The organism is Vibrio sp. TMPB1044 (genome assembly GCF_030442075.1).
Lineage (GTDB): Bacteria > Pseudomonadota > Gammaproteobacteria > Enterobacterales > Vibrionaceae > Vibrio > Vibrio satsumensis.
On record NZ_JAUJED010000012.1, the window covers coordinates 50,608 to 68,325 of the forward strand.

Genomic DNA, 17,718 nt, shown 5'->3' on the forward strand with positions numbered 1-17,718 from the left:
AGCTTCAATGCCCTTTATTTCGCTTTCGCAACTATTACTTGGCTTTCGCTATTAGGGCCTTCGCAGTCATAGTTTCGATATTGCCAGCATCGGCTGTTTCCATTTGTTCTAGCCACGTTTGTGCTTGCTTAAGGTCTTCAGCACGAATCGAAGCGGTAATGGCGTAGCGATAAATCCACGAGGTCGCAGAGAAGTGTTGTTGCTGAAAGTCCTCTTCAGTGAGTAACGAAAGGAACAGGTCATAACCGCGATCAAAGTGATTAAACATGTCTGGTAGAGAGGTGTAAGTCACCGCAGCCATAGCGCGAGTTAGGTACGAATCTGGTAGCCCTTGAACACGAGGTTGCTCATGAATCGGTTGGTCTTCGTCTTTAAGCAGAACCAGTGATTTATCGATGGTCGATAAACCCTTTTCCACATACTTCATCTTATTCCAAGGTAAGAACGCATCACGCCCCATTAAGGTTTCTGTGCTTCCTAAGTAGACCAAGGTCAGTGGCGTCGCACCGTCTTGTTGCAGCGTGTCATTCAGGCGCTCGTAAGCCACCTCAACCAAATCTTCATTGCCTTGCGCCGCTTGGTTGTAAATATCAAGCACGTCTGAACTCGGGTTCGCTAAAGCTAACGACGGAGCAAACGAAACAAGCGCAATCAGTAATGAACGCTTAAACAAAGAAGTGGTAGAGCCTGAATTTAATGAGTGTGAAGTAGTCATGATTTCTAATCCCTTTCAAATGTTGACGTTGAAAGGTTAACCACAAACTGTCACGCCGTTTTATCAATGCGACGAATGGTAATAATAAGGAGTGAATGGCTTGGAGAGGGTGTGAGTGGGGAGAACGATAAACCAAAAGTACAAGTAATTACGCTTTTCAGCCCTAGTACCAAAACTTACGAAAAATAGGTCTAATTAGTTCAGAAGATTACAAGCTCAAAAGAGCCTGTAACCTTTTTAAGTGACAGCTATCTGAATCTGTTCTGATTTTTATTCGTGAGTCATTTTTGTAGCAAGTGCAAAGCGATTCCAAGCATTAATCATGATTACTTGCATCATAGATTGTGCGAGTAACTCTTCTCCTAATAAGCTTAGACACTGCTGATAAGTCGTATCCGAAACACCCGAATTTGAAATCAGCGTCATTTCGTCCGTTAGGCTCAAAATTGCTCGCTCCTTTTCATTGAACAGTGGTGACTCCTGCCATGCTGACAGAGCAAACAGTTTCTGCTGTGAGATATCGATCTTCAATGCTTCAGTTGTGTGCATTTGAATACAGTAAGCACATTTATTAATGATTGACGCTCTGATTTTGATCATTTCTTTTAGTTCGCTAGATAATTCAACATCAGATAAATAGCCCTCGATAGACAGCATTGCACTTAAAGCATCAGGTTGAACTTGTGCGAGATCGATACGTTTTAACATTTTGGCACCCTAATTTGATTGATGGATGTCGCTATCAATGCGACAGGGCTATTGTGCACAACTCGAAATATAAGCGGAATACACATATTATGTGAATTAGTTATGCATCAAACGCAAAGGTGAACGTGTGTTAGAGTTGATAAAAATATTTGACCAAGTCGTGGAGTCTGGAAGTTTTTCTCAGGCAGGCCGAGCTCTCAATATGGCTCCATCTTCGGTCGCAAGAAATATAGACAACCTGGAAAGTAAGATTAAATCTTCGCTTTTTAAACGCAGTACACGACAGCTATTGCTGACTGAAGAAGGCCAGTATTTTTACCAACAGTCGGCCAAGATCTTACAAGATAGCAATAGACTGTTAGAAGAAATGCAAGGTAATCAAGGCACTCCAGAAGGGGTAGTACGAATTTCAGTTTTTGAAAGCTTTGGCAATTTGTGTCTTACTCCACTAATTCCAGAGTTCCTTGAACGATACCCTAAGATACAAGTTGAGTTAGAGCTGGATAACAACGTGGTCGATTTAAATAGTGAAAATATTGATGTCGCTATCCGTATTGGTACACCACAAGACAGTCGACTCAAGGCTCGTCATCTACTGACAAATAACGCGTCATTGGTCGCATCCCCGTCGTATATTGAAAAGTATGGAACTATCGATAAACCCGAAGAGTTGCAAGATCACAACTGTTTGTTGATAAGTCATGAACGGCAAAAAAACTATTGGTACTTTAAGAAAAATGCAGTTAACAAAAAAGTGTTAGTGACAGGCAATTTGATATCAAAAGGCGGCTCACCTCTTTTACATGCTGCGCTAAGCGGAGTTGGCGTTCTTTTACTATCTGACTGGATGCTACAACCGTACTTGGAAAATGGACAGTTAACGGAGTTACTCCCTCACTGGACATCAATGCACAGTGAGCAAGGGAGTGGTGAAATATTCGCAATATATAAAAACACTCAATACCCAAGACCTCATATCCGTTTGTTTATTGATTTTTTAATTGAAAAGCTAGAGCCTTTGAAGAGCGTCCATCCAAACAGAAGTCTAAGTGATTAATAATAGTTCTGCGTTAGAGATAAGTGTCACCTCTGAATACAAAAAGCGCTCCAAAGTAAATTGGAGCGTTTTAACGACTTTTAAAAAGGGGATTACTTAATCACGCCACATACAATGCGTGCACCACCACCGCCAAGCTTAGCTGGATGGTCAGAGTGGTTGTCACCGCCTGCGTGGATCATCAAGGCTCTGCCTTTTACGTCATCCAATGTAACTCTTGGCGCCATCACTGGCTGGTCGGCTACTCCATTAGCATTAACGTAAAGCGGTGGTAAATCGCCAAGGTGATTATCATCCGTCCAAGGGAAACCATGTTTACCCGTTTCCTCTGGATCATAATGTCCTCCTGCAGCTCCACCGAGTATGGTTTTGCCATCTTTTGTGATGCTATCGCATGAACCATTCGCGTGCACATGAAAGCCATGCGTACCAGCTGGTAAGCCTTTCAATTCTGGTGTAAAGACAGCTCCGTAATCACTTGAGCTTATCATCACTGTTCCGGCTGACTGACCAGAGCCAAGATCGATCATTTCAACACTCACCGCTTCAGCGAAAACAGAAGAAGAAATAAGGGTGAGTGCAGCAAGCCATGTTGTTTTGTTCATATCATTACGTCCTTTTATTGTTATTAGTACTCTTCATTCAGTACTTAAGGGATTTTAGTACATTAGATTGACCATAGATTTCAGCAAATTCTTTCAGATTAAGCCCTGCTTTATTACGCAGTTCTGAGGCACACTCCGCTTGGTACAAATCTTTCGCTATACCAATTTCACGTTTTATAAGTGCTCCCATCAAAGCTGTGTTACCGCGCTTATCTTGCAAACACGCATTCGCCCCAGAATCGAGTAGCAAGCGGACGGTTTCTCTATTTCCTTGATAAGCCGCAACCATGAGTGCTGTGTAACTTTGGTTATTACGTTGATCAATAGGGAAACCTTGCGAAACAAATGCATCGACCACTTCATTATTGCCGATGCGTGCGGCATCAAAGAACAGCCCAACCAGAGATTGGTACTCCTCTTCCAGTTGGTTATCTGCAGCCAATAAGCTGAACGATAAACTCAAAGAAAAAACAATGGAACTAAGCAAAAATACGATTTTCATTTATTCCCCCTCACTAACATAATTAGAGAATGGCCTACAGGAGTCCTGATTTTCGGGCAGAAAAGAGCAGATAAATCTCCCGTAGGCCAAAACTTTACGCCTTACAGTACTGCCTAGTCGTTCACTTGGGAGCGTTTTTTGACTTGTGAGATACTGGTGTCAGTTGCTTTAGCCAAACGCGTTCCATACTCTTTATCTGCACGATAGAAGTAGCTCACCATGATTTCCTTAACTTCTTTATCCATAACCTTATTTAGGTCACCTGCTAAGTTTGTAATCAAGTCACTTTTATCTTGTTCACTCATGCTGCGGTACTGCACACCCGCTTGATAGAAGTTTCGTGGATTACTGATCGCTTTTTGTTGCACCGTACCAACAAGTTTGGTTTCTACGGCTTTGAATTGAGCATCTTCTGCCAACTCTAGCTTTCGGCTTGGCTCATAGTTAACAGCACCATGGCTTAGTGATGCATTATTACTCAAACCATTTTGGTTATGGCTGCTCACTGGCGCTAACGGTCGGTTAACGGGTAGTTGGAACAGGTTAGCGCCCAAGCGATAAAGCTGTGTATCGGCGTAAGCAAACAAGCGACCTTGCAGCAAACGGTCTTCCGATGGCTCGATGCCAGGAATTAGATTCGAAGGCGCAAATGCCGCCTGTTCGGTGTCTAAAAAGAAATTTTCTGGTAGACGATTCAGCGTCATAGTGCCGACTTTTTGAACTGGCACATTCAGCCATACTTTGGTTGCATCGAGTCCGTTATAGTCAAGTTTGCTCAATGCTTCAGGAGACAATACCTTCACGTAAAGATCCCATTGAGGGTAATTACCTCGGCCAATTTCAGCATAAAGGTCATTGGTAAGATGGTTGAACTCTTTACCTTGCATCTCAGTGACTTGATCAGGGCGAAGGCTTTTAACACCTTGCTGACTCTTCCATTGGAACTTCACATAGTTCACGTCGCCTTGCTTATTGATCCACTTATAGGCATGAACCCCAAAGCCATCCATTGTGCGATAACTCGCTGGCGTACCTAAATTACTGTACACCCAAGTCAACATGTTGGTCGCACCCGGCTCACTGCTAAAGAAGTCGAAGAATCGGTTTGGATCCTGAACGTTGGTGACTGGAGACGGTTTTAGAGAGTGCACCATATCCGGAAACTTAATCGAATCACGAATAAAGAACACAGGCAGATTATTCCCTACCAGATCCCAGTTACCCTGTTCAGTATAAAATTTGGTGGCAAAACCACGTGGGTCACGAAGTGTTTCTGGTGATCCTTTTGAGTGAATAACGGTCGAAAAACGAACGAAAACAGGAGTCACCTTACCTTTATTAGTAAAAGGGTCGGAAACCGTTAAATCACTAAAATTACCAGAAGCGACGAATTCACCATGTGCGCCCGTACCACGAGCATGAACAACACGCTCAGGAATACGTTCTCTGGCAAAACGCTGCAATTTTTGGATCAGATGGACGTCTTGCAGTAATACACTGCCATTCTCACCTGCTGTTATGGAGTTTTGGTTATCACCTACTGGTGCACCGTTGTCTCTGGTCAGGGTTTGAGCCTGTAGAGATGTGCTGGCTAAGCCAACTGTAATTAATAAAAAGCTTTTTGACATCTGCATGGTTGCTCTCCAATGCGTGCTAACCATCAAACCAGTCGAGTGGTTAATGGATATTCAAAAGCTCTTTTCTGCCCACAAAGAATATAACTTCAATGTTTACATTTGTTTAATGGGAAATAACGATAGATTCAATAGGTGAAAACGATGGAACGATTAAGTTGGTTCGAATAGAGAAAAATAACAGCCCAAATACTCGCGATTTCTAATCCCTTTCAAAGATTGACGTTGAAAGGTTAGCCACAAACTGTCACGCCGTTTTATCAATGCGACGAATAGTAATAATGAGGAGTGAATGGTTGAGTTGGGGCAGGAGTGGGGAATGTATGTGGTGAGTTTTTTGAAAATAAAGAGCCCCCTATATGGTGGAGGCTCTACTCATAACAGTATTAATTAAATCGTTATACTTGCTTTGGTTGAAGTTCTTTACCTTCGACCTCTTTTATATCAAATCGTTGCTTTAACTCTTTCTCAATACTTTCTAAACTACGATTTGCTGTCTCAGGAAGGATTTTTACCGCAAACCAAACTTGGCCAAGCAGGATAATCGCGAACATGATGAACAGTGCCGATGTTCCAAATGATTCTCTAAAAGCTGGTGTAAATGAGTTCAAGATAACACCTTGAATCCAGATTGCTGCCGTTGTTATTGAGACCGCGCGACCACGGACTGAAGTTGGTAAAATCTCAGCTGAAATCGTGAACTTCAGAGGACCTAAACCGAGAGCTGTGAAGGCAACAAAGAACGCCATTAAGCCAACTATCAACATAGGTGGAGTATCAGGTCTGTCGAAGAATATTGCCAAACCAATCAGGCAAGTAAAACAACCAAGTGCAGAGGTTATTAGCATTTTTCTGCGACCCACTTTATCGATGAATACCATTGATAAAGAGGTAAATATAACGCTTACTAAGCATATCCAACCAAAACCTCCCAGTGCAGAACCTTGGTTGCCCATTATCTCTTCTAGCATTACAGGGCCGTAGTACATCACAACAGTTACGCCAGACCACTCTGACCATATTGCTAGTAATACACCCGTCATCAAGCCGAAACGCATCACTGGATTTTTGACTAATTGTTTATATGATCCTGCTTTCTCTGAGCGAATTACCTGACGACATTCAATAATCGCTTCTTCTGCTTCACCCTTGGTTAAAAACTTTCTCAGAATGTTAGCCGCTTCTTTTTCTCTAGCTTTAGATATCAACCAACGAGGAGATTCCGGAAAAAATGCTACCAAACCAAGGAAAATAACTGCAGGCAAAAATTCAACAGAGAACATGCCACGCCAGTTTTCAATAATAAAGAAATGGTCAAGGTAATGACCCGTAACAACGGCAGCCTGGCTGTAGTTAACAATCAATGTGTTGGTGATCACTGAGCAAGTTAAACCGATCACAATGGCAACTTGAAACAGATTACTGAGTTTTCCTCTATGCCTTGCTGGAGCTACTTCTGCAATGTACATAGGGCAAACCACGGTCGCGATACCGATGCCAAAGCCACCAATGATACGTGCCCAGATCAGTAAGTTGAATGAGTCTGCGTACATACAGCCAAGCACCGATACGATAGCTAGTAAAGCACCTAGCATCAGAGGTTTTTTACGCCCAGCATAGTCAGCAATAGGACCTGCGATTATGCTACCAAATAAGCAACCCACAAGCGCTGATGATACATACCAGCCTTGTTGTAAGGTCGATAATTCGAACTGTTGTGTGATTTGCGTGATCGTGCCGCCAATAACAATAGTGTCCATTCCAAATAGGAACCCACCAATCGTTGCCGCAGCGCAAATGAATGTTAAAAAGAACATCTTCTTATTGTTTTCGCTAAGAATCATTTGATCTCTCCATGAGAATTGTAGGGTACATGGGACGCTGTTCTAGTGCGTCTGGATTACGTAGTCTGCGTTTGATTCGTATTGTTTTATTTTTAACGCATTAACTAGATCCACGCGCTCGGTTTTATCGAGCGCCTCTTTTTTCGACTTTCCACCAGCTAGGTGTCTTGATATTAATCGCTCTCTGAGTACTTCTTCACTTGCTGTGAGAAAGATCTTCAAGTCAATTAAATCGCTGACTGGTCGCCAGTCTTCGTCGGTTGAGTAGATGTAATTGCCCTCGAGTAAAATAATTTGAGTGTCTGGCTCAATTAAAAAACCTTTTGCAATGGGATCGTGTAACTCACGACAGTATTTCGGCCAAAAGAATGCGTCAGTGTTTGGCGTCACCGCTTTGGAAAGCAAATGTGCTAATGAGGTTACATCAAATGTTTCGATGCTACCTTTGACTGACGTCAGTCCTTTCTCTTTCAGTACCGAATTGGGGTAGTGAAAGCCGTCCATTGGACACAGTTGGGCTTTAAATCCTAACAGTGACAGTCCAGACAGTAGGGATTCAGACAATGTTGATTTACCCGTCGCTGGAGCACCAGAGATACCGATGACAAGAATTTGTTTCCCAGACTCTTGGTAGGTGTTGGCGACCAGTTGAGGAACGCTTGCAATGTCATCAACCGTTAACGAATGTGTTTTAGCCATGATCTGGTTCCTAATTCGGTACATGATAATGCCGCTATGTGACTGGCTTTCTTCAGAGAGTCACGGAAATCTTGACTCTCCAAGTAGTAATGGCAAAAAGCCCCATGGAAAATATCTCCAGCACCTAGCGTATCGATAGCATCCACTTTAGGTGCTGGGATTAACCCGCTACCGGACTCATCACTATAAAAAACACCTTTGTCGCCCAGCGTCATTGCCCACTTTTTGATCCCGTGTTGGTCGCAAAGTGCCTGCATTTTATCTTTGTCACCATTGGTGAATTCCTCTGAAACAATAGGAATAGTACAGAGAGATAAAAACTGTTCGCTGTGCGATTTCCAAGTACCAGCGTCTAACACAATATCCCCAGTAAACTCAGCCAAAGCTTGTACGTTTGCGCTAACAAACGGATGCTCATATTGATCAAGTAATACGAGCTTTGCATTATCTAGCCATTTCGGGTCTAAACTCATCACCTTTTCGCAATCGGGCTGACTAGCGTTGACGATGAGCCTAGATGCCGTTTGCTTTGCAGAGATAATGTTCGATAGTGGTAGCTGGTATTCATCGTCTAAACTTAAATCCACAACCGAAATTTCGTGTTCATTAAGCTCTGCTGTCACTATCGATTTATAGAGGTGCTCTTTACCTAAACATGTCCAAAGGTGTACATCAGAGCCTAATGCGTTGCATGCAATGGCAGCATTGAGTGCGGACCCACCACCACCAATAAAATCAGCAATTGCATTCACCTTTTGATCAGGTTCAGGCATCACTTCAACAAAGCTCATCAAATCAATCGTGCTTCTGCCTATAAATACACAATTTCCCATACGTAGAACTCCTTTGAATTACAGCTCACCGCTAGCGTAGCGTGCAGCCATATCATCCATAGAAATTGGTGTAATCTTGTCACCGTGACCAGCACAACCAAATCGTTCAAATCGGTTTAAACAAAGCTTCGTTAATTCGTCCATTCCAGCTAACAGGAACTTACGTGGGTCAAACTCTTGCGGATTTTTCATCGCGAGTTCACGAAAGCGACCAGACATCGCCATACGACAATCAGTATCGATATTTACCTTACGAACACCATGTTTGATACCGCGCTCAATTTCTTCGATTGGCACACCATATGTTTGAGGCATTTCACCGCCATTCTCATTGATCATATCTTGAAGGTATTGAGGAACCGATGAGGCACCATGCATAACTAGGTGAGTCGTTGGGAGCTTCGAGTGAATTTCTTCGATAACGTTCATCGCTAAGATATCGCCATCCGGTTTGCGAGTGAACTTGTAAGCACCATGGCTTGTACCACAAGCGATAGCTAGTGCGTCAACCTTTGTTCTTTTCACAAAATCAACGGCTTGATCTGGGTCTGTTAGCAATTGGCTCTTTTCAAGGATACCAACAGCACCAACGCCATCTTCAGCTTCCGCTTCACCAGTTTCTAAAGAGCCAATACAACCCAACTCACCTTCAACTGAAGCACCTACCCAGTGCGCAGATTGAGCGATACGAGAAGTAATATCTACGTTGTAATCGTAGCTGCTTGGTGTTGAAGCATCACGCTCCAATGAGCCATCCATCATTACCGATGTAAAACCGTGGCGAATTGCTGACAAGCATGTTTCTTCGCTATTGCCATGATCTTGGTGAAGAACGATTGGTGTTTTCGGGAACATTTCAGCGAGAGCGCAAACCATCTTATAAAGCATCACGTCACCAGCGTAGCTTTTACGAGCATTGATGCTCGCCTGCAGAATGACACCTGAATTACATTTTGCTGCAGCGCGAACAATAGCAAGCCCTTGCTCCATGTTGCTGATGTTGAATGCTGGAACTGCGTAACCATTTTCTGCTGCGTGATCCAGTAATTGTCTTAGTGTAACGATAGCCATTTTCTTCTCCAAAGTGATTTAATTGTTTCTTGCAATTAAATTTACTTAATTTAATTGCAAGAAACAATTAAATAGAATTTAGAATGTGAAAAGGATCGTGTTTTTGTTTTGAGGATCGTTATTTGAGTTGGATAAAAAGGACTTTTTTTTAGGGGATACTTTTTGAGGTACAAAAAAGCCCAGCAATAAGCTGGGCTAAAAAGAAGAAGGAGAAAGCTGAATCAGTTACTCAGCAACACTTTTCATACCGAATGTTTTTAGTGTCTCAATTCTTGCATTACCGTTCTTAGCGTATACATAGAGACCTGCACTGTCTTCATCAGAGAAGATGTTATTGGTCATCACAGTACGGCCGCCATCGGTAAAGATTTCAACAGAAATACTGTCCATAAAGATACGGATGTTTGCTCGATCTTTACTCGCACACTCTAGTGGACATGTTCTACGTAAGGCTGAACGACTGCCCGATTGAGTGCGATCAAAAGCCAGTTCGCCTTTCTTTAGATCCAACTCAATCAGTGTTTTCTGCTCACCTTTACTGCGAATTTCAAATACAACGCTGTCACAATCGCTTGCAGCTAGGTCAATGTCCGCAATGATTTCACAGTGAACATTATCACCAGCTTCAAATGCGAATTTTTCACCATCGTTTAACTGGAGCTCTGTATGTCTTTTTGGAGAATGGCGCAATTTTTCAACTTCTTGCACAGGCGTGAACTTCAGTTTCCCATCGTGACATAAAGAGACTTCTCGGGCCAAAGTGATACTACCGTACCAACCCAGTTCACTGGTATCGTAAGTGCCATCACACCATGGCATGAATGGCCATGAACCAATCCATGCTTGGATTAGGGTACGCCCATTTTCATCATCAAATACTTGTGGTGCGTAGTAGTCAAAGCCCCAATCTAATGAGCCCATTGTTGACCAATGGAACTTACCGGTTCGGTAATCAAGGTCACCAACAAGGTAAACTACTTGGCGTTGCTGCATACCCATAGGTGAATACATAAGGACATGTTTGTCACCCAATTTGAAGATATTTGGGCACTCAAGCATTGTCCCGAGTTCGCCCATACTCTCTACACAATAACCTACGAATTCCCAATCGGTTAAATTGTCTGATTTGTGAAGGCAGACTTTACCGAATCCATTGGTCTCGTAGTTTGATGGGTTAATTAGATCGCTCACGCCATCTGTTACACCGGTCACCATGTACCATGAACCTTCATGCTTCCAAACCTTTGGATCGCGGAAGTCATGTAGGTTAATTCCCTCTGGTGGATCAGATAAGATTGGGTTCCCGTCATATTTGTCAAAGTTTACGCCATCAGTCGACGTTGCCATACATTGAACTTGGCGAGCTTGTGCACATCCCGTATAGAAAAGAGTCATCACACCATCGTTATTCACAGCACTACCCGTGAAGATACCTCCGCCATCCCAGCCGTCATATTCTTCGCTTGGTGCTAAAGCTTCTGGCAGTGTTTCCCAGTGAATGAGATCTTCGCTGACTGCATGTCCCCAGTGCATGGTTCCCCACTTGCCAGTGAAAGGATGGTGTTGATAGAAAAGGTGATATTTACCCTGATATTGAATCAGTCCATGCGGGTCATTAATCCAGCCTACCGGTGCTTGGTAATGGTAATGCTCACGCCAATGGTGCTGCTTAACCGTATCTTTATGCTCAGCGATGTATTCTTCAACTTGATCAATAATTGCCTGATGCTTCTTCTTATCGAATACCACAAGGACCTCCAATGTTATCGAAATATATTTAATTGCAACCTGCAATCAAATATATTTCATTTAATTGCAGCTAACAAATATAGTATGATGAACTTGAGATTGCGCTCACATAAGTAAAGTAGACTCAATTTCTAACTATATGATTTTATTGAAACTTAACTTTTTCTATATATTGTGTAGATCCATTGGAACGTTATTGCAGATCAAATTGGTCAGGAGAACTATGAATAAGCCTATGAGAAGCGGACTGGGCGTTTCGTTAGATGATGTACAAAATCATAATAAGCGCGTCATTCTTAATGCACTTCACAATAGTGGTAGTTGCTCCAGAAAAGAGATCAGCCAATTGGTTGGACTTGACCAAGCGACGGTAACTAGAGCGATAAAACCTCTAATAGAACAAGGACTTATTGTTGAAACTGGTGTGCGAAAAGCGGCACGTGGTCGAAGCTCTATCTATTTGGGGTTCAATACCCAACATCTGCGAATTGTGTCCGTTCGAATACAGCGTACTAACTTCTCAATTGATACCTACGATCTCAATGGTGTTTCGCTAACCAGCATAGTCAAACCAATTAATACAGATAATAGCCCAGAAGAGCTGATCGAGTATTTGACCAAGCAAGTGAGCGATGTTCTGAATGATCAGAAAGGTGATATTTTAGGGATCTCTGTTGCGATGCCCGGCCCATTCTTAGAGCAAGACAATAAAATTATACTGATGACCGACGCAAAAAATTGGCAAGATGTTGATTTTATTTCCCACATGCGAGAGCAATTTCCAGACTATCCAATTTATGCAGGCCATGATGCAAAATTGGCTGCACTCGCGGTTTGGCGCCAGCTACAAAGCACTTATGAAGCAAGCGTTTTACTGTATGTCTCTCTTGGGCAAGGTGTAGGTTCGGGCTTAGTGATTGAAGGGCAGGTTTATCACGGTAGTTTAGGGACGGCTGGAGAAATTGGTCACACATCGATCAATTTTCAAGGGCCGCAATGTAAGTGTGGCAATCTAGGTTGCCTTGAGCTGTATAGTTCAACAACGGCCTTGATTGAACGTTACAAGGAAGAGGCCTCATTAGTATCCGCGGACTTTGAAATGGTAGTAAATGCATTTCATGACAGAGAATCTGCTGCGATAAACGCGGTTGATTACTTAGCTAAGTGCTTAGCACATGGATTAGTGAACAATATTAACCAATTAAACCCTGATTTAGTGGTAATTGGTGATGAACTGACGCAATTAGGGGCTGATTTCTTAAATCGTGTAAAGGAATACACATTTCGTTTATTGCTTCCGGATCTGGCAAGCAATATCGAACTGGTTCTTGATGAAAGTGATGAAGATTTGGTTCATAAAGGTAACTATCACAACGTGATGTCAAATGAGCTACTTCTGCCTTTAGCACATCTAGGGATTAAAGCCACCAACACACCTGAAAGTTCTAAATAAAGTTAGCTAACACAAACAAAAAAATAGCCGCTAATCAGCGGCTACTTTTAGTTATCTAAACGAAGCTTCAATTACTTCTGTCTTGCTACTTCTTCGTCTCTTCAACTACAGCTTTCATCAATACTGATGTGTCCATGCGGCCTTGTCCTTCGGCAGACAATGTCTTGTATGCGTTGTTGGTTTTTTCCGTCAACGGAAGTTGGATGCCTTGGCGTTCTGCTTCATCTAAGCAGAAGCCTAAGTCTTTGATCATCCAATCAATTGCGAAGCCGAAATCGAATTTATCTTGCGCCATTGTGGTAGCGCGGTTTTCCATCTGCCATGAGCCTGCCGCGCCGTTTTTAAGGCAATCAACCAGAGTTGGGATATCCAAACCTGATTTTTCAGCAAGTACCAAACCTTCAGAAAGGCCATTCAGTACGCCCGCGATGCAGATCTGGTTAACCATTTTCGCACGTTGGCCTTGGCCGACTTTACCCATTAGAACTGACGACTTGCCGTAAGCTTCAAATACAGGTTGAAGGTCGTTGAATAGCTCCTGTTCACCACCACACATGATAGTTAGTACGCCGTTTTCTGCGCCCGCTTGACCACCAGACACTGGTGCATCCATAAAGCGAACACCTGCTTCCTTTGCAGCTACTTCAAGCTCTTCAGACAGGATTGCAGACGTTGTTGTGTGGTCGACAAGAATCGCGTTTGGCTTCATTGCAGCCAATGCGCCTGTTTCGCTGGTTGTCATGCTGCGTACGTCATCATCGTTACCAACACAGACCAATACTACATCAGCTTCGGCTACACACTCAGCCACAGACTCTGCCGCTTTACCTTGGTGTTTATCAGCCCAGTCTAGCGCTTTACTATGAGTACGGTTAAATACCGTGACTTCAAAACCGGCTTTGACTAGATGACCTGCCATTGGGAACCCCATAACGCCTAGCCCGATAAAACTTACTTTCATTTCTTTCTCCTTTTATTTGACCAAGTCATCGCTATGAAAAGATCGAACACTCTCAATCAATGCATCAATAAGCAAGGTCAAAGCCTTTGGCTGATATTTTCTTTCTTTGTACACTAAATACGCTTGGCGATCACCCCGATGATATTCAGGAAGCACTTGAACTAGATTCATCTCTGGGGATACATGACGAAAAGGCAATGAGGCAAGCCCCAAGCCTTTTTGCGCCGCGGCCGCCACTGCATGAATATCGTTAACGATGAACTTGGGTTTTATCGTGATCATCTGCTCTAAGCGGTCAGATTTGTAGAGCGGCATATCAAACACATCATCGACGTTAATCCAGTCTTGAAGCTCTAAATCGTCCGGCTTTTCAATTATCTCACGTGAATCTAAGTATTCCCGACTCGCGAAAAATCCGTGTTTGGCTTTGAAAAGTGGCCGAGCAATCATGCCTTCCATGTCCGAGATCTTAAACGTAATCAGTAAGTCACGATCGGTCTGTGGAACAAGCTGCTGCTGGCTCAGAGTTAGGTCGAGTTGAACGTTTGGATATTGAGTTAGGAATTGCTCTACCGTCGAGCGTAGAAAACCACTGTAGAAGTTATGAGGCACTGCGAGCTTAATCTTGCCCTGGATAGCATCACGCTCTTCCAACAAACTATTAAAGCCTTGGTGGATAGACTCCATGCCACTGCTCAGTGCAGCAAAGGCCGCCTCACCGTCTTTAGTGGCCACCAGCTCACGACCTTTCTTTTCCAAAAGTCGGATATTAAGGCGATCTTCCAATGCGGTTAACCGACGTGACATAGTCGACACAGGCAGTTGCAGCCGTTTCGAAGCCGATAGCAAAGAGCCCTCTTCAACCACTGCACAGAATAAGAACAGATCATCAATGTTTCCAAATATGGAATTCATACTTCTATATGTGCCTATTTTTCTCATTAATGGATAGATGTAACCTTATCCCATCAGTAACAGAAAATCACGGGAGAACATACTATGAACAACAAACAATTTTGGGTAACCGCGATTTTATCCTCACTCACCATGGCGACGATCATGTCTGGATTAATTTCTGGCTACAAAATGGGGTTTAGCCACGAATGGCCGCCAATCTGGCTACAAAGCTTCTTCCTTGCTTGGCCGTGTGCCATCGTGCTCAACCTGACCGTGCTTCCTTTGATTAGAAAACTATCAGCATGGATTTGTCGCCCGGGAACGCTTTGCTAATTTATAGATCATGGAACGATGATCAAGGGAAGAAGGGTGTAATGCGACTGACAATACTATCTTTAGAAACATACACACCATTTTGCAATACACTCCTCTAACCTTTTAGCTAGACCCATAAAAAAACCGAGCACTAGGCTCGGTTTTTTATAACTGTTGTTACTGTAAAGATTACAGCTCAGCGTTGTGGTAAACCTGCTGAACATCATCACAGTCGTCAAGCATGTCTAAGAACTTCTGGAACTTCTCAGAATCTTCTTCAGCTACTGGTGTAGTTGTTTGAGGAACGAAAGTGATTTCCTCAACGTCTAGAGTTAGCTCTGGGAACGCAGTGTTTAGTGCAGTCTTCGTTTTGAAGAACTCAGTCGTTGGAGCGAATACAGTGATTACACCGTCTTCTAGCTCAACGTCAGTCACGTCTACGTCTTCCATCATAAGCGTTTCTAGGATGATCTCGTCATCTTCGCCTTTGAACTGGAATACAGCTTGGTGAGCGAACATGTGAGAAACAGTACCTTCAACACCGATTTTCGCGCCAGTCTTAACGAAACATTGACGAACGTCTTGGAAAGTACGGTTGCCGTTATCAGTTAGACAGTCAACGATCACACTTGTGCCACCTGGGCCAAAACCTTCGTAACGAGCAGGTTGGAAGTCTTCACCGCCGCCGCCATTCGCTTTATCGATCGCTTTGTCGATAACGTGAGCTGGTACTTGGTCTTTCTTCGCTTTAGCAATCAGGTGCTTAAGAGGTAGGTTCATGTCTGGGTCAGAGCTGCCGTTCTTAGCCAGTACGTAAATCTCTTTACCGTATTTAGAATAAACTTTAATTTTTGCGCCTGCAGTTTTCGCCATTGAGGCCTTGCGCACTTCAAAACTTCTTCCCATCGGGATCTTCTCTCTGATTCAATTAACGGTGCAAATTCTAGCAAATTACTGTGTCATTTCAATTCTACAGCATTGCTGGGCAAGGTTTGTCTGCGTTTATGCGACACCCATTACCCGTTTGTATTTTTCTACAGACTGTTCAAACCACACCTTTTCATCTGGGTCACCTAGCTTCATTGCTTCTTCAACAATGGCTTCAGGGCCACATTTCGCTTGCTTCAGTTTCCATACAAGAAACGATGCTTGCTTATCCAGTTCGATTTTATTTTTCTCGCTGGGTGGAAGGAGTGAAAGGTTGATAGACATTATTAGCCTTCGTCTGTAATACACTTGGCCGAGAAATATATCATAGAGCAGGCTCATAAAACCAATACTATGAGTAACAGAAAGGGTTTATGAGACAAGAAACCAAGCAAGTCACTGATGCAGGTCAAGCTAGTTTGAGAGAACTTATGTCCCTTGATGTGAAAGTATCACTTATTCAACTCATACTATGAGCCGTTTAAGCCATTATTCGACTCACCGAATGAGCCGAATAATAAGGTAATTGCATCGCAAGGGCTGTAGAAAGCTTCTCAGCCCAAAAAGACTATTCACTCACCGCTAACACATCACAACGTGAGGCGCAGATGAAATCATTTTTGTGCAGGCCTTTGATTGAATGACTCCACCAAGTGACGGTGACTTTACCCCACTCCAATAAGATCGAAGGGTGGTGGAATTCTTCTTCTGCCAACTCTGACACTTTGTTGCTGAATGCCCATGCTTGTTTGTAGTTCTTAAACTTGAACACCTTCTCAAGCTGCGGGATGCCGTCTCTTTCGATGATCTGCCAATCAGACAACTCCAACAGTAAAGATTGTTGCTCATCTTTACTGAGTGCAATCGCATCGATACTGCAGGCTTCGCATTTTTGTTCATTCAACATGTGTGGGTTCCTTAGGTTCAAAAAGTGGTGGTAGTAATCCCGCTTCAATCGCGAGATCAGCTTGCTGTAATAGATTTTCCTGACTGATTTCAAATAGCTCAGATAGCTCATCGAGCACATAGTATTTCGGCTGCATGATGTCGATGCGATAAGGCGTTCTTAAAACCGTTTGCAGATCGAACCGTTCGCGAACGGCCAAATCCCCTCCCAACGCATACATAGTTTCCGCTGGAGACGAAAGAATGCCACCGCCATAGATTTTCAGTTGTTGGCCTTCTTTTACTAAACCGAACTCGACCGTAAACCAATACAAACGGGCAAGATAAGCGCGCTGTTTGGATGTCGCCGCTTGGCCTAGTTTTCCATAATGCTCAGTGAATGCTGCGAAATCAGCATTAGTGAGCATGGCACAGTGGCCGAAAATTTCATGAAAGAAATCAGGCTCTTGTAAGTAATCGAACTCGTCTCGCGTTCTCAAAAATGTCGCAACGGGGAATTTCTTATTGGCGAGCAAATCAAAGAAACGGTCGAAATCAATTAACGCCGGAACAGGCTGAACCTGCCAACCTGTTGTTTCCATTAGCACTTTGTTTATCTCTGGAAGCTGGGGAACTCTGTCTAATGGCAGATCCAGTAGAGTCAAACCGTGCAAATAGGCATCACAAGCGCGGTCACTAATGACGTCCAGTTGCCTTTTCACCAAGTCGTGCCAAATGGCATCTTCTTCGAGGCTCCACTCAACCCATCCCTCTTGGCTCACGGGCTTAGAATGATATTGAGTCATTACACACCTCCTTTCGAATGTCTCACTTTAAGCCTATCTCCACTCCTTATATCCGCC

The 17,718-nt window shown here is 43.3% G+C and carries 19 protein-coding genes; 3 read left to right on the forward strand and 16 right to left on the reverse strand.

Features of this window, described 5'->3' with window-relative positions:
• Positions 1 to 34: 34 nt before the first annotated feature.
• Positions 35 to 715, reverse strand: a complete 681-nt coding sequence (locus QQ041_RS06875) for a hypothetical protein (RefSeq protein WP_285953401.1) — start codon at positions 713 to 715, stop codon at positions 35 to 37.
• Positions 716 to 985: 270 nt separating this feature from the next.
• Positions 986 to 1,423 carry a carboxymuconolactone decarboxylase family protein gene (locus QQ041_RS06880; RefSeq protein WP_285953402.1) on the reverse strand — a complete coding sequence of 146 codons (438 nt, stop codon included), beginning with the start codon at positions 1,421 to 1,423 and terminating at the stop codon, positions 986 to 988.
• Between the two features lie 127 nt (positions 1,424 to 1,550).
• Between QQ041_RS06880 and QQ041_RS06885 the strand changes: the two genes are divergently transcribed.
• Positions 1,551 to 2,480, forward strand: a complete 930-nt coding sequence (locus QQ041_RS06885) for a LysR family transcriptional regulator (protein WP_285953403.1) — start codon at positions 1,551 to 1,553, stop codon at positions 2,478 to 2,480.
• Positions 2,481 to 2,572: 92 nt separating this feature from the next.
• Here QQ041_RS06885 and sodC read toward each other — a convergent pair whose 3' ends face one another.
• From sodC to QQ041_RS06925, 8 genes are all read right to left on the reverse strand, one after another.
• Positions 2,573 to 3,085, reverse strand: a complete 513-nt coding sequence (gene sodC, locus QQ041_RS06890; RefSeq protein WP_123311851.1) for a superoxide dismutase family protein — start codon at positions 3,083 to 3,085, stop codon at positions 2,573 to 2,575.
• A gap of 37 nt (positions 3,086 to 3,122) precedes the next feature.
• On the reverse strand, positions 3,123 to 3,587 hold the full coding sequence (locus tag QQ041_RS06895; RefSeq protein WP_285953404.1) for an ankyrin repeat domain-containing protein: 465 nt from the start codon (positions 3,585 to 3,587) through the stop codon (positions 3,123 to 3,125).
• Positions 3,588 to 3,700: 113 nt separating this feature from the next.
• Positions 3,701 to 5,221: a catalase gene (locus QQ041_RS06900; protein WP_285953405.1), complete on the reverse strand. Its 1,521-nt coding sequence runs from the start codon at positions 5,219 to 5,221 to the stop codon at positions 3,701 to 3,703.
• 398 nt (positions 5,222 to 5,619) lie between these two features.
• Positions 5,620 to 7,065: a sugar porter family MFS transporter gene (locus QQ041_RS06905; RefSeq protein ID WP_285953406.1), complete on the reverse strand. Its 1,446-nt coding sequence runs from the start codon at positions 7,063 to 7,065 to the stop codon at positions 5,620 to 5,622.
• Between the two features lie 42 nt (positions 7,066 to 7,107).
• Positions 7,108 to 7,764, reverse strand: coding sequence for a hypothetical protein (locus QQ041_RS06910; protein WP_123287160.1), 657 nt, complete (start codon positions 7,762 to 7,764; stop codon positions 7,108 to 7,110).
• Positions 7,743 to 8,597, reverse strand: a complete 855-nt coding sequence (locus tag QQ041_RS06915) for a PfkB family carbohydrate kinase (RefSeq protein WP_123287162.1) — start codon at positions 8,595 to 8,597, stop codon at positions 7,743 to 7,745. Before QQ041_RS06915 ends, QQ041_RS06910 begins: the two co-directional genes overlap by 22 nt.
• Before the next feature lie 18 nt (positions 8,598 to 8,615).
• On the reverse strand, positions 8,616 to 9,668 hold the full coding sequence (gene fba, locus QQ041_RS06920; protein WP_123287164.1) for a class II fructose-bisphosphate aldolase: 1,053 nt from the start codon (positions 9,666 to 9,668) through the stop codon (positions 8,616 to 8,618).
• A 225-nt stretch (positions 9,669 to 9,893) separates the two neighbouring features.
• Positions 9,894 to 11,417 (reverse strand): glycoside hydrolase family 32 protein, encoded by a 1,524-nt coding sequence (locus tag QQ041_RS06925; protein ID WP_048660550.1) that lies wholly within the window; start codon positions 11,415 to 11,417, stop codon positions 9,894 to 9,896.
• A 223-nt stretch (positions 11,418 to 11,640) separates the two neighbouring features.
• Here QQ041_RS06925 and QQ041_RS06930 point away from each other — a divergent pair, with 223 nt between their 5' ends.
• A complete protein-coding gene (locus QQ041_RS06930) occupies positions 11,641 to 12,870 on the forward strand; it encodes an ROK family transcriptional regulator (protein ID WP_285953407.1) in 1,230 nt (409 codons plus the stop codon).
• An 85-nt stretch (positions 12,871 to 12,955) separates the two neighbouring features.
• Here the strand turns inward: QQ041_RS06930 and QQ041_RS06935 are convergent, their stop codons facing one another.
• Positions 12,956 to 13,831, reverse strand: coding sequence for an NAD(P)-dependent oxidoreductase (locus QQ041_RS06935; protein WP_285953408.1), 876 nt, complete (start codon positions 13,829 to 13,831; stop codon positions 12,956 to 12,958).
• Between the two features lie 12 nt (positions 13,832 to 13,843).
• A complete protein-coding gene (locus QQ041_RS06940) occupies positions 13,844 to 14,746 on the reverse strand; it encodes a LysR family transcriptional regulator (RefSeq protein ID WP_285953409.1) in 903 nt (300 codons plus the stop codon).
• An 84-nt stretch (positions 14,747 to 14,830) separates the two neighbouring features.
• Here QQ041_RS06940 and QQ041_RS06945 point away from each other — a divergent pair, with 84 nt between their 5' ends.
• Positions 14,831 to 15,061: a DUF2798 domain-containing protein gene (locus QQ041_RS06945; RefSeq protein WP_146492653.1), complete on the forward strand. Its 231-nt coding sequence runs from the start codon at positions 14,831 to 14,833 to the stop codon at positions 15,059 to 15,061.
• Between the two features lie 171 nt (positions 15,062 to 15,232).
• On the opposite strand, the gene QQ041_RS06950 is transcribed toward QQ041_RS06945, so the two are convergent.
• The 4 genes from QQ041_RS06950 to phhA all read right to left on the reverse strand — a co-directional run bounded on the left by QQ041_RS06950 (position 15,233) and on the right by phhA (position 17,661).
• The gene (locus QQ041_RS06950) at positions 15,233 to 15,949 is read right to left on the reverse strand and encodes a YebC/PmpR family DNA-binding transcriptional regulator (RefSeq protein WP_017057670.1); all 717 of its coding nucleotides are present in this window, start codon (positions 15,947 to 15,949) and stop codon (positions 15,233 to 15,235) included.
• Between the two features lie 96 nt (positions 15,950 to 16,045).
• A complete protein-coding gene (locus tag QQ041_RS06955) occupies positions 16,046 to 16,255 on the reverse strand; it encodes a DUF3283 family protein (RefSeq protein WP_008216860.1) in 210 nt (69 codons plus the stop codon).
• Positions 16,256 to 16,538: 283 nt separating this feature from the next.
• A complete protein-coding gene (locus QQ041_RS06960) occupies positions 16,539 to 16,877 on the reverse strand; it encodes a 4a-hydroxytetrahydrobiopterin dehydratase (protein ID WP_146492654.1) in 339 nt (112 codons plus the stop codon).
• Positions 16,867 to 17,661, reverse strand: a complete 795-nt coding sequence (gene phhA, locus QQ041_RS06965; RefSeq protein ID WP_146492655.1) for a phenylalanine 4-monooxygenase — start codon at positions 17,659 to 17,661, stop codon at positions 16,867 to 16,869. The genes QQ041_RS06960 and phhA overlap by 11 nt, the downstream gene beginning before the upstream one ends.
• Between the last annotated feature and the right edge of the window lie 57 nt (positions 17,662 to 17,718).

What these genes read in the sequence shown, in the direction of transcription:
- QQ041_RS06910 (WP_123287160.1), bottom strand. Translation starts at nt 7,764, where the DNA reads ATGGCTAAAACACATTCGTTAACGGTTGATGACATTGCAAGCGTTCCT.
- QQ041_RS06945 (WP_146492653.1), top strand. Translation starts at nt 14,831, where the DNA reads ATGAACAACAAACAATTTTGGGTAACCGCGATTTTATCCTCACTCACC.
- QQ041_RS06935 (WP_285953408.1), bottom strand. Translation starts at nt 13,831, where the DNA reads ATGAAAGTAAGTTTTATCGGGCTAGGCGTTATGGGGTTCCCAATGGCA.
- QQ041_RS06960 (WP_146492654.1), bottom strand. Translation starts at nt 16,877, where the DNA reads ATGTTGAATGAACAAAAATGCGAAGCCTGCAGTATCGATGCGATTGCA.
- QQ041_RS06940 (WP_285953409.1), bottom strand. Translation starts at nt 14,746, where the DNA reads ATGAATTCCATATTTGGAAACATTGATGATCTGTTCTTATTCTGTGCA.
- QQ041_RS06930 (WP_285953407.1), top strand. Translation starts at nt 11,641, where the DNA reads ATGAATAAGCCTATGAGAAGCGGACTGGGCGTTTCGTTAGATGATGTA.
- QQ041_RS06955 (WP_008216860.1), bottom strand. Translation starts at nt 16,255, where the DNA reads ATGTCTATCAACCTTTCACTCCTTCCACCCAGCGAGAAAAATAAAATC.
- fba (WP_123287164.1), bottom strand. Translation starts at nt 9,668, where the DNA reads ATGGCTATCGTTACACTAAGACAATTACTGGATCACGCAGCAGAAAAT.
- QQ041_RS06875 (WP_285953401.1), bottom strand. Translation starts at nt 715, where the DNA reads ATGACTACTTCACACTCATTAAATTCAGGCTCTACCACTTCTTTGTTT.
- sodC (WP_123311851.1), bottom strand. Translation starts at nt 3,085, where the DNA reads ATGAACAAAACAACATGGCTTGCTGCACTCACCCTTATTTCTTCTTCT.
- QQ041_RS06900 (WP_285953405.1), bottom strand. Translation starts at nt 5,221, where the DNA reads ATGCAGATGTCAAAAAGCTTTTTATTAATTACAGTTGGCTTAGCCAGC.
- QQ041_RS06950 (WP_017057670.1), bottom strand. Translation starts at nt 15,949, where the DNA reads ATGGGAAGAAGTTTTGAAGTGCGCAAGGCCTCAATGGCGAAAACTGCA.
- QQ041_RS06905 (WP_285953406.1), bottom strand. Translation starts at nt 7,065, where the DNA reads ATGATTCTTAGCGAAAACAATAAGAAGATGTTCTTTTTAACATTCATT.
- QQ041_RS06915 (WP_123287162.1), bottom strand. Translation starts at nt 8,597, where the DNA reads ATGGGAAATTGTGTATTTATAGGCAGAAGCACGATTGATTTGATGAGC.
- QQ041_RS06895 (WP_285953404.1), bottom strand. Translation starts at nt 3,587, where the DNA reads ATGAAAATCGTATTTTTGCTTAGTTCCATTGTTTTTTCTTTGAGTTTA.
- phhA (WP_146492655.1), bottom strand. Translation starts at nt 17,661, where the DNA reads ATGACTCAATATCATTCTAAGCCCGTGAGCCAAGAGGGATGGGTTGAG.
- QQ041_RS06880 (WP_285953402.1), bottom strand. Translation starts at nt 1,423, where the DNA reads ATGTTAAAACGTATCGATCTCGCACAAGTTCAACCTGATGCTTTAAGT.